The sequence below is a fragment of the Pseudomonas sp. NPDC090208 genome (genome assembly GCF_044746785.1).
In the GTDB taxonomy this organism is placed as follows: Bacteria; Pseudomonadota; Gammaproteobacteria; order Pseudomonadales; family Pseudomonadaceae; genus Aquipseudomonas.
Map to the genome: position 1 here is coordinate 85608 of NZ_JBIVCU010000014.1, position 14766 is coordinate 100373.

At 62.0% G+C, this 14766-nt stretch carries 12 protein-coding genes; 9 read left to right on the forward strand and 3 right to left on the reverse strand.

Annotated features, from left to right (window positions below):
* Positions 1-207 precede the first annotated feature (207 nt).
* Together glnL and ntrC are read left to right on the forward strand one after the other, a co-directional pair.
* Positions 208-1293, forward strand: coding sequence for a nitrogen regulation protein NR(II) (gene glnL, locus ACIPL0_RS22100; RefSeq protein ID WP_400599332.1), 1086 nt, complete (start codon positions 208-210; stop codon positions 1291-1293).
* A complete protein-coding gene (ntrC, locus tag ACIPL0_RS22105; protein WP_400599331.1) occupies positions 1290-2726 on the forward strand; it encodes a nitrogen regulation protein NR(I) in 1437 nt (478 codons plus the stop codon). Before glnL ends, ntrC begins: the two co-directional genes overlap by 4 nt.
* 220 nt (positions 2727-2946) lie before the next feature.
* Here the strand turns inward: ntrC and mgrA are convergent, their stop codons facing one another.
* Positions 2947-3984 (reverse strand): L-glyceraldehyde 3-phosphate reductase, encoded by a 1038-nt coding sequence (gene mgrA, locus ACIPL0_RS22110; RefSeq protein WP_400599330.1) that lies wholly within the window; start codon positions 3982-3984, stop codon positions 2947-2949.
* Between the two features lie 145 nt (positions 3985-4129).
* Here mgrA and ACIPL0_RS22115 point away from each other — a divergent pair, with 145 nt between their 5' ends.
* On the forward strand, positions 4130-4960 hold the full coding sequence (locus ACIPL0_RS22115) for a LysR family transcriptional regulator (protein ID WP_400599329.1): 831 nt from the start codon (positions 4130-4132) through the stop codon (positions 4958-4960).
* Between the two features lie 73 nt (positions 4961-5033).
* On the opposite strand, the gene betT is transcribed toward ACIPL0_RS22115, so the two are convergent.
* Together betT and epsC are read right to left on the reverse strand one after the other, a co-directional pair.
* Positions 5034-7028 carry a choline transporter BetT gene (betT, locus tag ACIPL0_RS22120; protein WP_400599328.1) on the reverse strand — a complete coding sequence of 665 codons (1995 nt, stop codon included), beginning with the start codon at positions 7026-7028 and terminating at the stop codon, positions 5034-5036.
* 287 nt (positions 7029-7315) lie between these two features.
* Positions 7316-8269, reverse strand: a complete 954-nt coding sequence (gene epsC / locus ACIPL0_RS22125) for a serine O-acetyltransferase EpsC (RefSeq protein ID WP_400599421.1) — start codon at positions 8267-8269, stop codon at positions 7316-7318.
* 206 nt (positions 8270-8475) lie between these two features.
* On the opposite strand from epsC, the gene ACIPL0_RS22130 reads away from it, so the two are divergent.
* The 6 genes from ACIPL0_RS22130 to ACIPL0_RS22155 all read left to right on the forward strand — a co-directional run bounded on the left by ACIPL0_RS22130 (position 8476) and on the right by ACIPL0_RS22155 (position 14759).
* The gene (locus tag ACIPL0_RS22130; protein WP_400599327.1) at positions 8476-9477 is read left to right on the forward strand and encodes a D-cysteine desulfhydrase; all 1002 of its coding nucleotides are present in this window, start codon (positions 8476-8478) and stop codon (positions 9475-9477) included.
* Between the two features lie 389 nt (positions 9478-9866).
* Complete coding sequence (gene tcyJ / locus ACIPL0_RS22135; RefSeq protein WP_400599326.1) at positions 9867-10664, forward strand: cystine ABC transporter substrate-binding protein; 798 nt, start codon at positions 9867-9869, stop codon at positions 10662-10664.
* The gene (tcyL, locus tag ACIPL0_RS22140) at positions 10661-11329 is read left to right on the forward strand and encodes a cystine ABC transporter permease (RefSeq protein WP_400599325.1); all 669 of its coding nucleotides are present in this window, start codon (positions 10661-10663) and stop codon (positions 11327-11329) included. Before tcyJ ends, tcyL begins: the two co-directional genes overlap by 4 nt.
* A 3-nt stretch (positions 11330-11332) precedes the next feature.
* Positions 11333-12076 (forward strand): L-cystine ABC transporter ATP-binding protein TcyN, encoded by a 744-nt coding sequence (gene tcyN, locus ACIPL0_RS22145; protein WP_400599324.1) that lies wholly within the window; start codon positions 11333-11335, stop codon positions 12074-12076.
* Between the two features lie 241 nt (positions 12077-12317).
* Positions 12318-13055, forward strand: a complete 738-nt coding sequence (locus ACIPL0_RS22150; RefSeq protein WP_400599323.1) for a hypothetical protein — start codon at positions 12318-12320, stop codon at positions 13053-13055.
* 462 nt (positions 13056-13517) lie between these two features.
* Entirely contained in the window at positions 13518-14759 is a 1242-nt protein-coding gene (locus ACIPL0_RS22155; protein ID WP_400599322.1) for an SfnB family sulfur acquisition oxidoreductase, read from the forward strand.
* Positions 14760-14766: the final 7 nt, after the last annotated feature.

A 14766-nucleotide genomic window follows, 5' to 3' on the forward strand; every position in this document is an offset into this window, starting at 1 on the left:
CCGAATGGCGCTGAAGGTGCACAAAATGCCCGAAATGCAGGGATCAACGCTTCTTTTCGGAGCCTTGGTTTGGTTCTTGCATTTTGTGACTGACAGGCGAGGTACACGCACCGCATCAGCGCCCCGAAAGCGCCGACACAGACCAATCAGAGCCTGCACGCTGCGGTCCAACCCCGTGCAATGAGCCAAAAGAGGTCAACGAGATACATGACTATCAGCGATACGTTGCACCGTTTGCTGCTCGACAACCTGACCACTGCCACGATTCTGCTCAACGCCGATCTGCGTCTGGAGTACATGAATCCGGCTGCCGAGATGCTGCTGGCGATCAGCGGCCAGCGCAGCCACGGGCAATTCATCAGCGAACTGTTCACCGAATCCGCCGAGGCGCTGAGCTCCCTGCGTCAGGCCGTGGAACAGGCGCATCCGTTCACCAAGCGCGAAGCCATGCTGACCGCGCTGACCGGCCAGACCCTGACTGTCGATTACGCGGTCACGCCGATCCTGTCCCAGGGCGAAACCCTGCTGCTGCTTGAGGTTCACCCTCGTGATCGCCTGTTGCGCATCACCAAGGAAGAGGCCCAGCTGTCCAAGCAGGAAACCACCAAGATGCTGGTGCGTGGCCTGGCCCACGAGATAAAGAACCCGCTGGGCGGTATCCGTGGCGCCGCGCAGTTGCTGTCCCGCGAGCTGCCGGAAGAAAGCCTCAAGGACTACACCAACGTCATCATCGAAGAGGCCGACCGCCTGCGTAACCTGGTCGACCGCATGCTCGGTTCGAACAAGCTGCCGTCGCTGGCGATGACCAACGTCCACGAAGTGCTCGAACGTGTCTGCAGTCTGGTGGAAGCCGAAAGCCAGGGCTGCATCACCCTGGTGCGCGATTACGACCCGAGCATCCCCGACGTGCTGATCGATCGCGAGCAGATGATTCAGGCCGTGCTCAATATCGTGCGCAACGCCATGCAGGCCATCAGCGGCCAGAACGAGTTGCGCCTGGGCCGCATCAGCCTGCGCACCCGCGCCATGCGCCAGTTCACCATCGGCCATGTGCGGCATCGTCTGGTGGCCAAGATCGAAATCATCGACAACGGCCCCGGCATTCCGCCGGAGCTGCAGGAAACCATTTTCTACCCCATGGTCAGCGGCCGTCCGGACGGTACCGGGCTGGGCCTTGCGATCACCCAGAACATCATCAGTCAGCACCAGGGGCTGATCGAGTGTGACAGCCATCCAGGCCATACCACCTTCTCGATCTTCTTGCCGCTGGAACAAGGAGCCGCTTCGACATGAGCCGTAGTGAAACTGTCTGGATCGTCGACGACGACCGTTCCATCCGCTGGGTCCTGGAAAAGGCTTTGCAGCAGGAAGGCATGACCACGCAAAGCTTCGACAGCGCCGATGGCGTGATGAGCCGTCTGGCCCGTCAGCAACCGGACGTGATCATTTCCGACATCCGCATGCCCGGCGCCAGTGGCCTGGACTTGCTGGCACGGATTCGCGAGCAGCATCCGCGGCTGCCGGTCATCATCATGACCGCGCATTCGGATCTGGACAGCGCCGTGGCGTCGTATCAGGGGGGCGCTTTCGAGTACCTGCCCAAGCCGTTCGACGTCGACGAGGCGGTATCACTGGTCAAGCGCGCCAATCAGCACGCCCAGGAACAACAGGGCATGGACGTCGTGCCGGCCCTGACCCGCACCCCGGAAATCATCGGCGAAGCGCCGGCGATGCAGGAAGTGTTTCGCGCCATCGGGCGTCTGAGCCACTCCAACATCACCGTGTTGATCAACGGCGAGTCGGGCACCGGTAAAGAACTGGTGGCCCACGCGCTGCACCGCCACAGCCCGCGCTCGGCTTCGCCGTTCATCGCGCTGAACATGGCGGCGATTCCGAAGGATCTGATGGAGTCCGAGCTGTTCGGCCACGAAAAAGGCGCTTTCACCGGCGCGGCCAACCTGCGGCGCGGGCGCTTCGAACAGGCTGATGGCGGCACGCTGTTCCTCGACGAAATCGGCGACATGCCGGCCGACACCCAAACCCGCCTGCTGCGCGTGCTGGCCGACGGCGAGTTCTACCGCGTCGGCGGCCACGTGCCGGTCAAGGTCGATGTGCGCATCATCGCCGCGACCCACCAGAATCTGGAAACCCTGGTGCAGGCCGGCAAGTTCCGTGAGGACTTGTTCCACCGCCTGAACGTGATTCGCATCCACATTCCGCGCCTGTCCGACCGTCGCGAAGACATTCCGACCCTGGCCAAGCACTTCCTCAGCCGCGCCGCGCAGGAACTGGCGGTGGAGCCGAAGCTGCTCAAGGCCGAGACCGAGGAATACCTCAAGCATCTGCCGTGGCCGGGCAACGTGCGTCAGTTGGAGAACACCTGCCGCTGGATCACCGTCATGGCGTCCGGTCGCGAAGTGCACATCACTGACCTGCCGCCGGAGCTGCTGAGCCTGCCGCAGGACGCGGCGCCTGTGACCAACTGGGAGCAGGCTCTGCGCCAGTGGGCCGATCAGGCGCTGGCCCGTGGTCAGTCCAGCCTGCTGGACAGCGCGGTGCCGACGTTCGAACGGATCATGATCGAAACCGCCCTCAAGCACACCGCCGGCCGCCGTCGCGATGCCGCCGTCCTGCTGGGCTGGGGCCGCAACACCTTGACCCGCAAGATCAAGGAGCTGGGCATGAAGATCGATGGTGGGGACGATGATGAGGGGGATGAGGGCTGAGAAGCCCCGCGCTCCTACGGACGGAATCACGCCCCCTTGTAGGAGTGAGCTTGCTCGCGATGCGTTGGGTCAGACACTACAAATGACACCGTCATACCGCTATCGCGAGCAAGCTCACTCCTACAGGTCCATTGACATAATCCTGTAGCAGTCCGGCTTGCCGGCGGTAGCGATCTTGAAGCCGCCTCCGCCAGCAAGCCGGACTGCCACGGATGAAGCATCACTCCGCCAACGACGGCTTGGCCCACAGGTTGATGCCGCCTTCCACCGCGAACCGGTCGATCTCGGCCAGTTCCGCTGCGCTGAACGCCAGGTTGTCCAGCGCGCCGACGTTCTCGACGATCTGCTCGGGACGGCTGGCACCGATCAGCACCGAACTCACCCGCGGATCACGCAGGGTCCAGGCCAGGGCCATCTGCGCCAGACTCTGACCGCGACTCTGGGCGATTTCGTTGAGGGCACGCACGTGGGCCAGGTTCTGCTCGGACAGGTGCGACGCCTGCAGCGAACCACCGCCCGGACGGTTGACCCGCGCATCCTTGGGAATGCCATTCAGGTATTTGTCCGACAGCAGCCCCTGCGCCAGCGCAGTGAAGGCAATCACCCCGGTACCCAGCTCGTCGGTGGTCTCCAGCAGATCCTTTTCCACCCAGCGGTTGAGCAGGTTGTAGGCCGGCTGGTGAATCAGCAGCGGCACTTTCCACTCTTTCAGCAGCGCAGCGATCTCACGGGTTTTCGCCCCGGAATAGGACGAGATGCCGATGTACAGCGCCTTGCCCTGCTGCACGGCGGTCGCCAGCGCACCGGCGGTTTCTTCCAGCGGGGTGTCCGGGTCGAACCGGTGCGAGTAGAAAATATCGACGTAATCCAGGCCCATGCGTTGCAGGCTCTGATCGAGACTCGCCAGCACGTATTTGCGCGAACCGCCGCCCTGACCGTACGGCCCCGGCCACATGTCCCAGCCAGCCTTGGTCGAGATGATCAGTTCGTCGCGGTACTGTTTGAAGTCTTCCTTGAGCAGGCGACCGAAATTGATCTCGGCGCTGCCGTACGGCGGGCCGTAGTTGTTGGCCAGGTCGAAGTGGTTGATGCCCAGATCGAACGCAGTGCGCAGCATGGCGCGCTGGGTGTCCAGCGGCGTGCTGTCGCCGAAGTTGTGCCACAGGCCCATCGACAGCGCAGGCAGCACCAGGCCACTGCGGCCCACGCGGCGGTACGGCACGCGCTCGTAACGGTTTTCGGCAGCGATGTAGGTCATTCAAGGCCTCTCTTGTTGTTGAATGGCGATGGAGCGATAAGAAGAGCCGATAGATAAGCGGCGGGTTAAGCGATAAAGCGAGTATATTCAGCGCTCGTGACCGCCGAAAAATGCTTATTTCCTCTCGCTGGTATCGGTTTCTGATATGGATATTCGTCAACTCAATGCCTTTGTCGCGGTGTTCGAGGAACGCAACATCACCTCCGCCGCGCAACGCCTGTTCACCAGTCAGCCGACCCTGTCGGTGACCATCCGCCAACTGGAAGACAGCCTCGGCACCACGCTGTTTCAGCGTCTGCCCCGTGGCGTGGAAGTCACCGACGACGCCCGCACGCTGTATCCCCAGGCGCGGCGCCTGCTGGCCGAAGCCCAGGCGTTGGGCAATCAGTTTCGTCAGCGCAACGACCGGCTGGCGCTGGGCCTCGGCGTGGAAAGCGAGATTGCTGCCAGCCATCTGGAAGCGTTTCTGGCGATGGCCTATCGGGTCGTGCCGAATCTGTTGCTGACCCTGCAGGACGGTTGCAGCGGCGATGCGCGGTTGTCGGTGGAAGAGGATTGCTGCGAGGACGAGCTGTTTCTGTCGCTGTGGGAAGAGCCGTTCGTGCTGACGCTGCCGGCCAGTCACCCGTTGGCGGCGCGGCTCCGTCTGGATGAGGCCGACCTGGTCGATGCCCAGTGGATCACCTGCCCGTCCCACGCCTCGCACCAGCGCCTGATGGAGCTGTACAACCGCAGCTCCGGCAGCGTGGCCGCAACGGCCGGAACGCTGACACTGGTGTTGCGGCTGGTCGCGGCCGGCGCGGGATTGGCGATGCTGCCGGAGTCCATGGCGGCGCATCATCCCGGCGTGGTGATCCTGCCAGCCAAGACGCCTGGCCTGATCCGCCGGGTGGGCCTGTGTTATGCGGCGCAGGCGCTGGATACCCCGGCGTTGCGGATCCTGCATGCGCATTTGCAGACTCCGCAGAACCTGTAACGGGCCTATTGGACACCGCAAACCCTGTGGGAGGGAGCCCTGCCCGTTGTGGTGAATGTTTTCGTCCTGGTCGCTACCGAACCAAATGCAAAAACTGCATATGCCGTTCGTACTGATCGAGGATGTCGTTGATCACCTGCTCGCGGGTGTAGCCCACCAGGTCGTAATCCTGACTGCCCTCGCTCAGATGCACCTCGGCACGGTAGTAGCGGCGGTTGTTGAGCTGTTTCGAGCCCATGCCGGCGCGGGCGAAAGACGGGGTGAAATACCCGCGCATCGCCACCTGATAGATGAAAGGCCGCTCTTCGCCGTGACCGATCTCCAGGCTGATGGTGTGGTGGGCCGGGTCCGGCTCGGTGATCACGCTCAGGCCCTTCTCGACGAACACCGCCGTCACCTCATCGATGGCCGGGCGCACCGTCTGTTCGAGGAAGCGATACACCTCGTCGCGGGACGGGAAATGCACCGCCTGGCTCAAACGCTGGCGCCAGCCGCCACGCCGTGAGCCCGAGGCCGGCGCCAGTGAGTACAGCTGGGCGATCTGCCGCTGCGATTCCAGATAAAACGCCTTGTGCAGGCCCCACATCATGGTCAGCAGAATCAGCGAGAACGGCAGCGAGGTCAGCACCACGGCGGACTTCAGCGCATCGATGCTGCCAGAGAACAACAGCCCGCTGGTGATCAGCGCGGTCATCACGCCCCAGAACACCCGCAGCCATTTCGGGCCGTCTTCATCGGCGTTGCCGCCCTTGGCCGACAGGGTCGAGAGCACCACCGTGCCGGAGTCGGCCGAGGTGACGAAAAACACGAAGCTGATGAACACCGTAACCGCAATGACCGTCTTGCTCCACGGGTAGTCCTGCAACATCAGGTACAGGGCCATGGACGGGTCATCGATGGCGGCCTGACCCAGTGCGCTCATGCCATGGTTGAGCACTTGCTCGATGGCGCTGTTGCCGAAGATCGACATCCACGCCAGGGTGAAACCCAGAGGAATCAGCAGCACGCCGAAGACGAATTCGCGGATGGTGCGCCCCCGCGAAATGCGCGCGATGAACAGGCCCACGAACGGCGACCAGGCGATCCACCACGCCCAGTAGAACACCGTCCAGCCGCCCAGCCAGTCGCTTGGGCCGTTGTAGGCGTAGACATCGAAGCTCTTTACCGGCAATGCGCCGAGGTAGTCGCCGATGTTCTGCACCAGGGTATTGAGCAGGTGCTGCGTGGGTCCGGCGAACAGCACGAACAGCAGCAGCGCGCAGGCCAGCAGCATGTTGATGTCGGACATCACGCGCACGCCTTTGTCGACGCCGGCCACCGCCACCAGAATCGCCGCGCCCATCATCAGGGTGATCAGCCCGACCTGCACCCACTGGGTGTGGGCAACGCCGAACAGGTAATCCAGCCCGGAATTGAGGTGCAACACGCCGAAGCCCATGTCGGCCCCCAGACCGAAGACCGTGGCGATGATGCCGAAGCCGTCCACCGCGTAGCCGATAGGCCCGTTGATGCGCTTGCCGATCAGCGGGTACAGCGCCGAGCGCAAGGCCAGTGGCAGGTTGTGCCGATAGGCGAAGTAGGCCAGCGCCATGCCGACGAAGGCGAACACGCCCCAGCCATGCAGCCCCCAGTGCAGAAACAGCAATTGCATGGCCTGACGCGCGGCTTCAGGAGTGCCGCCCTCGCCTTGTGGCGGTTGCTGGAAGTGGGTCAGTGGCTCGGACACGCAGAAGAAAAACAGGGTGATGCTGATACCGGCAGCGAACAGCATGCCGGCCCAGGACAGGTAGCTGAATTCCGGCTCGTCGTGATCGGCGCCGAGCTTGATCTTGCCGTAGCCGGACATCGCGGTGATCACCACGAACAGCAGGTACAGGGTCATCGCCAGCATGTAGTACCAGCCGACGGTGTTGGCCGCCCAGTTCTGCGCGGCAAGCAGCCACTGACCAGCGGCATCGGGGAAGCCGATGACCACCAGCCCGAAGAGCAGGATGAAGCTGGCAGAGAAGTAGAAAACGGGACCGTTCATGCGCACGGTTGCGCTGTTTTGAGCGCCTGACACGCTCATGCGGGAACCGCCATGGGGGTGGGAAAAACGATCATGCAAAGTGGATGCGGCAAGGGCAGGCCTCCTGGTGAGAGCGGGCAGCGAGCTACCGGTTTAACTTGAATGAACGTTCAATTAAAACACGGACGGGGGTCAAAGGACCAATTGGAGGGACCGGGCGGTCGTATGGCGGGAGAGTGTTTGTAGGAGTGAGCTTGCTCGCGATTGCGTTCTGTCAGTGTCATTTCTGCTGTCTGACATAACGCAATCGCGAGCAAGCTCACTCCTACAAAGGGGCGGATCAATCCTTACTTCTGCGTCCCGTCATCATGTTGCAGGTTGGCCTGGTTGACGTTGCTGCCAGGCGGCACGCCGCGGGTCAGCCAGACGTTGCCGCCGATGGTCGAGCCCTGGCCGATGGTGATGCGGCCCAGAATCGTCGCGCCGGCATAGATCACCACGTCGTCCTCGACGATCGGGTGACGTGGATGACCCTTGAGCAACTGACCGTCTTCGTCGGACGGGAAGCGTTTGGCGCCGAGGGTGACCATCTGATAGATGCGCACGCGCTCGCCGATGATCGCGGTTTCGCCGATCACCACACCGGTGCCGTGGTCGATGAAGAAGCTCGGGCCGATCTGCGCCCCAGGGTGGATGTCGATGCCAGTGGCCGAATGCGCCAGCTCCGAGCTGATCCGCGCCAGCAATGGCAGGCCGTTGTGATACAGGTGATGGGCCAGACGGTGATGGATCACCGCGAGAATGCCCGGATAGCACAGCAGCACTTCATCGACACTGCGTGCCGCCGGGTCGCCGTGGTAAGCGGCCAGCACATCGGTGTCGAGCATCCGGCGGATTGTCGGCAGTGCGCTGGCGAAATCCTGAATCAGCCGCTCGGCGTGTACATCGGCGCAACTGGCGTCCTCGCCGCGTTGACGAGCGACATAGCGCAGCTCCAGACGGGCCTGTGCCAGCAGCGAATTCAGCGCCACGTCCAGGGTATGGCCGACGTAGAAATCCTCGCTCTCTTCACGCAGATCCACCGGACCCAGACGCATCGGAAACAGCGCCCCGCACAGGGCTTCGAGAATGTCGCGCATGGCCTCGCGGGAAGGCAGTTCGCGACCGCCCTTTTCGCCACTGACACGACCGTTGAGGGTACGCCAGTCGTCTCGGGCAGCACGCAGTTCGCCCACGATGCGCTGCAATTGCCAGTGACCGGTGACGCTTTCGGCGCAGGGCTCCGAGGGCCGTTCGGGAATAGTGCTCACGCAGATCTCTCCTCAGTTCCATCGGCTCGTCAGGCTGGACATGGCCGAGATGGGGCCACTCTACGGCAAACATTTGTGGCGAAAAAATCATAATTTTAGTGCGGTTTTATCCCAGGCCACGTGATCCGCCGCCGGGTTGCCCTGTGGGAATCGTCTGCCTATAGTCCTGCGACTCACTGTCAGACCTCGCGAACGCCATGATCAAACAACAGCTTGCCCGTTTTAATCGTCTCGAACTGCTCGCCGCTCCAACGCCACTGGAGAAGCTTGAGCGCCTGTCGGCCTGGGCCGGCCGTGACATCTACGTGAAGCGCGACGACATCACCCCGCTGGCGATGGGCGGCAACAAGCTGCGCAAACTGGAATACCTGGCCGCCGACGCACTGGCTCAGGGCGCCGACACGCTGATCACGGCGGGCGCGATCCAGTCCAACCATGTCCGTCAGACCGCTGCGCTTGCAGCCCGCCTCGGCCTCGGCTGCGTCGCCCTGCTGGAAAACCCGATCGCCACCGAAGACCCGAACTACCTGGGCAACGGTAACCGTCTGCTGCTGGACCTGTTCGACGCCCGCGTCGAGCTGGTGGAAAACCTCGACAACGCCGACGAACAGCTGCAAGCCCTCGCCACCCGCCTGGCCGCCGCTGGCAAGAAGCCGTATCTGGTGCCGATCGGCGGCTCCAATGCGCTGGGTGCACTAGGCTATGTACGCGCCGGTTTCGAACTGGCCGAACAGATCAAGGCCAGCGGCGTCGACTTCGCTGCCGTGGTGCTGGCCTCGGGCAGCGCCGGCACCCACAGCGGTCTGGCGCTGGCACTGGCCGAAGAGCTGCCGCAACTGCCGGTGATCGGCGTCACCGTATCGCGTCCTGAAGAGACTCAGGCGCCGAAGGTTCAAGGCCTGGCCGAACGCACCGTGGAGCTGCTCGGAGAATCCTTGCCGACGGCGTTCAAGGTGCGTTTGTGGGACGAGTACTACGGTCCGCGTTACGGCGAGCCGAATGCCGGCACGCTGTCGGCGGTCAAGCTGGTCGCCAGTCAGGAAGGCCTGCTGCTGGACCCGGTCTACACCGGCAAGGCCATGGCCGGCCTGCTCGACGGCATCGGTCGCCAGCGTTTCGACGACGGCCCGGTGATCTTCCTGCACACCGGCGGCGCGCCGGCGCTGTTTGCGTATCCGGGGGTGTTTTCCGGGCAGTAATGGACAGGCGTCTGATGCCGAAATCGATTTGACGCCGAAATCCCCGTGGGAGGGAGCCCTGCTCGCGAATGCTTCAGATCAGGCACCACGATGTTGACTGACAAGACGCCTTCGCGAGCAGGGCTCCCTCCCACAAGATTGTCTGCCTGACGTGCCATCGAGGTCGCCAGGACGGAATCCATTGGATCGCGAGCGACGCATATTCAAAAAACAAATAAGCAATTCGTTTTTTATTATTTTTGATCCTGAAACACTGCTCTTATGATCGCGCCCAGCAACTGCAACAACACCCGGCAGGGCACTGAAAAAGCTGGATAAACGCCCGGTCTCACAGTAGTTTCGTCAGGTCTGACGCTGACCTGACATTCCAATTAAAACAGGGGACTCACATGAACATGTCTGCAATCCGCCGCACCTTCCTGCTGTCGGCCTTCAGCCTGGTGCTCGGCACCGGTCTGGCGACCCAGGCCGTGGCCGGCGAGCAACTGGCAACCATCCAGAAAAACGGCACCCTCAACGTCGGTCTGGAAGGCACTTACCCGCCGTTCAGCTTCGTCGGTGAAGACGGCAAGCTGACCGGTTTCGAAGTCGAGTTCTCTGAAGCCCTGGCCAAAGAGCTGGGCGTCAAGGTCAAGCTGAGCGCCACCCCATGGGCCGGTATCCTCGCCGCGCTGGAGTCCAAGCGTCTGGATGTGGTGATCAACCAGGTGACCATCTCCGACGAGCGCAAGAAGAAGTACGACTTCTCCGAACCGTACACCGTCTCCGGTATCCAGGCGCTGGTGCAGAAGAAAGACGAAAACAAGTTCCCTACTTCCAAGGACCTGGACGGCAAGAAAGTCGGCGTCGGCCTGGGCACCAACTATGAGCAATGGCTGAAGGAAAACGTGCCGGGCGCCGTGGTCAAGACCTATGACGACGATCCGACCAAGTACCAGGACCTGCGTGTCGGCCGCATCGACGCGATTCTGGTCGACCGCCTCGCCGCACTGGACCTGATCACCAAGACCAAGGGCAACCTGGCCGTTTCCGGCCCGGCGTTCTCCCGTCAGGAAGCCGGTATTGCCCTGCGCAAAGGTGAGCCTGAGCTGCTGGCCGCGCTCAACAAGGCCATCGACAAGCTGCGCGCCGACGGCACCCTGGCCAAGCTGTCGCAGAAGTACTTCCAGGCTGACGTGACCAAATGATTCCAGAGAGCCTGCAGCTCGCGCTGGACTCCGCGCCCTTTCTGCTCAAGGGCGCGTATTACACGGTGGGTTTGAGCCTCGGGTCGATGTTCTTCGGATTGGTGCTGGGCTTCGGCCTGGCACTGATGCGTCTGTCGAAGGTCAAGCTCGTCAGCGGCATTGCCAGAGTCTACGTGTCGTTCTTCCGTGGCACGCCCCTGCTGGTGCAGCTGTTCATGATCTACTACGGCCTGCCTGACCTCGGCATCGAGCTCGATGCGATCAGTGCAGCGCTCATCGGTCTTTCGCTGAACATGGCCGCCTACGCCTGTGAAATCCTGCGTGCCGCCATCGGTGCCGTGGACAAGGGCCAGTGGGAAGCCGCCGCCAGTATCGGCATGACCCGCACCCAGGCCATGCGCCGAGCGATCCTGCCGCAAGCCGCGCGTACCGCGTTGCCGCCGTTGGGCAACAGTTTCATTTCGCTGGTCAAGGACACGGCCATGGCCGCCACCATTCAGGTGCCGGAAGTGTTCCGTCAGGCACAGCTGATTTCCTCAAGGACCCTGGAAGTCTTCACCATGTACCTCACCGTCGCGGTGATCTACTGGGTGCTGTGTACCGTCCTGGCGCACTTCCAGAACCGCCTGGAAGCACGGGCCAACCGCCATGACCAGGAGTCCTGAAGCATGATCACGGTTGAAAGACTGACCAAGCAATTCAAGGGCAATCAGGTGCTCAAGGGCATCGACCTGAAAGTCGAGCCCGGTGAAGTGGTCGCCATCATCGGCCCCAGCGGCTCGGGCAAGACCACCCTGCTGCGCTGCCTGAACTTCCTCGAAGAACCCAGCAGCGGCACCATCGTCGTCGGCGACATCAAGATTGACAGCAACCGGCCGCTGAGCCAGCAACAGGGCCTGATCCGCCAGTTGCGCCAGCACGTCGGTTTCGTGTTCCAGAACTTCAACCTGTTCCCCCATCGCACCGCGCTGGAAAACGTCATCGAAGGCCCGACCGTGGTCAAGAAGATGCCCCGTGAGCAGGCCGTCGAACTGGCGCGCAAACTGTTGGCCAAGGTCGGCCTGGCCGGCAAGGAAGACGCCTATCCACGTCGTCTGTCCGGCGGTCAGCAACAGCGCGTGGCGATTGCCCGGGCGCTGGCGATGGAGCCGGAAGTGATTCTGTTCGACGAACCCACCTCGGCGCTCGACCCCGAGCTGGTGGGTGAAGTGCTCAACGCCATTCGCGCGCTGGCCGAAGAAAACCGCACCATGGTCATCGTCACCCACGAGATGAAATTCGCGCGGGACGTCGCCAACCGTGTGGTGTTCATCGACAAGGGCGTGATCGTCGAGCAGGGCGAAGCGAAGGAATTGTTCGCCAACCCGAAAGAGGAGCGGACCCGTCAGTTTCTGGAACGCAGCAGGAACTAGTCCTACCGCACTCGCTCAAGAAACGGCGCTTTATGGCGCCGTTTTCTTTTATGCGCAACTGATAAATACCGCTGATTTTTGATCGAATTGAATCGATTTTGTAGGAAACATCTGTTTCTTCTGCAAAGCCTTCGGTACAGCCGTTTGATCGTTGACAGTCATACGGCAACGCAATTAGCTCGAAGAGGTCACTGGCATTCTCCGCGATGTTCAGGCGCCCTTTACTTGCGAGTATTCGAACATGATTCAGACCCCTGTCAGCTCTACTCCCCTGAAACTTTTCGCCCCGTATCTGCCGCAATCGCACAAGCAAGGCATTGGTGTGCAGGCGGCAGCGAATCTCCAGGTCCATATCGATCCGTACGCCGACATGGACTGTGGCGACCTGATCGAACTGTTCTGGGGTGGCTGCTATGTCGCCTCTTCTCTTCTGTCGAAGGATGACATTGGATACACCCAGTCCTTACATGTACCGGAAAGTTTTCTACAGAGCGGAAAAGTAAAAATCTGGTATCGCGTCACCAAGATCGGTAAAGCGTCGGTGAAGGCTCCGAGCTGCAAACTGTGGGTCAAACTCGATCCGCCAGGAGGCCAACTGGTGTGCAGCGACGATGACGAAAACCAGGGCCTGGCGCCGGTGGTCTTCACCGACCACGTCATGCACCGGGGACTGGACGCCGAACAACTGGCAGGCGGCGTACAGCTGACCATCGACAGCTACCCGAACATGGACGCCTACGACGAAATCACCCTGCGCTGGGGCGACCTGCGCATGGACCTGCCGGCCCTGACCCGCAAGGACGTCGGCAAGGCGATCATGGTCCATGTGCCGGCCGAACTGATTCAGGAAGCCGGCGACGACCTGCATCAGGAGGTGACCTACTGCATCATCGACCGAGTGGGCAACAACTCACTGTGGGCGCCGCCGCGTTCGATTCGGGTGTGTATGGATGATTTGATCGGCGCCAACCCCAGGTGACACTGGAACTGGAACTGGAACTGGAACTGGAACTGGAACACTTTGTGGGAGCGAATTCATTCGCGATAGTCATTCCCGTCGACACCCATCTGCCGTCCGGAACATCGCATCGCGAATGAATTCGCTCCCACAGTTATCTCCAGCACACCGCCCCGTGGGAGGGAGCTCTGCTCGCGATAGCGTCATTTCAGCCAGCATTGAGTTGTATGACCCACCGCCATCGCGAGCAGAGCTCCCTCCCACAGTATTCAAGCCCCTATCGCAGCGCACAGGACGCCGAATCCGCTCTTCTATCCTTATTCCAAAATGTAAGTTTATTTAATTTTTATACACGCTTAGGGTATATGCACCGGACCACCGGACCATCGTCAGTCTTCCTTCCGCCAACGCGGTTTTGATTCGAGGTTCGCATGGTCGCGCATAACCACCCCAGCGCATTGCACGCTCGCAGAGGTCATTACCATGACTGATCTGAGCGCCGTTTCCGTTCAGCACCCCCTGGACGTGGCTCCCCCTCTTTTACCGGCCAAGGTGCTGCGCAACGACGCCGAAGCGCTCGCTGCTGCCCGTGAACTGGCCGCCACCGTACGCCTGCAAGCAGCCCAGCGTGATCGCGAGCGGCAGTTGCCGTGGACGCAGATCGAGCAGTTCAGCGCCAGTGGCCTGGGCAGTATTTCCATCCCCCGTGCCTACGGCGGTCCACAGGTTTCGTTCACCACCGTGGCCGAGGTGTTCGCCATTCTGTCGGCGGCCGACCCTGCGGTCGGGCAGATCCCGCAGAACCATTTCGGCATTCTCAATTCACTGATCGGCAGCGCCAGCGACGCGCAGAAGAACATCCTCTTCGCCAGCGTGCTCAACGGTGCGCGGATCGGCAATGGCGGCCCGGAACGCGGCACGAAAAATACCCTCGACGTGCGCACCCGCATCAGCGCCGACGGCGATCAATTCGTGCTCAATGGCCGCAAGTTCTATTCCACCGGCGCCCTGTTCGCTCATTGGGTCGCGGTCAAGGCGATCAACGATGACGGCAAACAGGTGTTGGTGTTCATCCCGCGCGGTACGCCGGGTCTGCACATCATCGACGACTGGTCGGGCTTCGGTCAGCGCACCACCGCCAGCGGCAGCGTGCTGCTGGACAACGTGCGCGTCGGCCCCGAGCTGATCATCGAAAACTGGAAGCTGGCCCTGGCGCCGAGCATTCAGGGCGCGGTTTCGCAACTGATCCAGGCCGCCATCGACGCCGGCATCGCTCGCGAAGCCATCGACGACAGCATCCGTTTTGTCCGCGAACGCTCGCGTCCGTGGATCGAGGCCAATGTCGAGCGCGCCAGCGATGACCCTTATGTCATCGCCGACATCGGCAAGCTGAAACTGGAGCTGCACGCCGCCGAAGCCCTGTTGCGCCGGGCCGGTCTGGTGCTGGATGAAATCGCTGCCGCGCCCATCGATGAGCAGTCCGCCGCCCGCGCGTCGATTGCCGTCGCCGAAGCCAAGGTGCTGACCACCGAGATCGCCCTGCAGGCCAGCGAAAAGCTGTTCGAACTGTCCGGCAGCCGCGCCACCCTCGCCGAATTCAACCTCGACCGCCACTGGCGCAACGCGCGGGTCCACACCCTGCACGACCCGGTGCGCTGGAAGGTACATGCCGTCGGTGCCTGGCACCTCAACGGCAAGCTGCCTGCCCGCCACTCCTGGATCTGACCCGACA

Coding starts and splice junctions, on each gene's coding strand:
- ntrC (WP_400599331.1), top strand. CDS start 1,290: ATGAGCCGTAGTGAAACTGTCTGGATCGTCGACGACGACCGTTCCATC.
- ACIPL0_RS22115 (WP_400599329.1), top strand. CDS start 4,130: ATGGATATTCGTCAACTCAATGCCTTTGTCGCGGTGTTCGAGGAACGC.
- ACIPL0_RS22150 (WP_400599323.1), top strand. CDS start 12,318: ATGATTCAGACCCCTGTCAGCTCTACTCCCCTGAAACTTTTCGCCCCG.
- tcyL (WP_400599325.1), top strand. CDS start 10,661: ATGATTCCAGAGAGCCTGCAGCTCGCGCTGGACTCCGCGCCCTTTCTG.
- glnL (WP_400599332.1), top strand. CDS start 208: ATGACTATCAGCGATACGTTGCACCGTTTGCTGCTCGACAACCTGACC.
- tcyJ (WP_400599326.1), top strand. CDS start 9,867: ATGAACATGTCTGCAATCCGCCGCACCTTCCTGCTGTCGGCCTTCAGC.
- tcyN (WP_400599324.1), top strand. CDS start 11,333: ATGATCACGGTTGAAAGACTGACCAAGCAATTCAAGGGCAATCAGGTG.
- betT (WP_400599328.1), bottom strand. CDS start 7,028: ATGAGCGTGTCAGGCGCTCAAAACAGCGCAACCGTGCGCATGAACGGT.
- ACIPL0_RS22130 (WP_400599327.1), top strand. CDS start 8,476: ATGATCAAACAACAGCTTGCCCGTTTTAATCGTCTCGAACTGCTCGCC.
- ACIPL0_RS22155 (WP_400599322.1), top strand. CDS start 13,518: ATGACTGATCTGAGCGCCGTTTCCGTTCAGCACCCCCTGGACGTGGCT.
- mgrA (WP_400599330.1), bottom strand. CDS start 3,984: ATGACCTACATCGCTGCCGAAAACCGTTACGAGCGCGTGCCGTACCGC.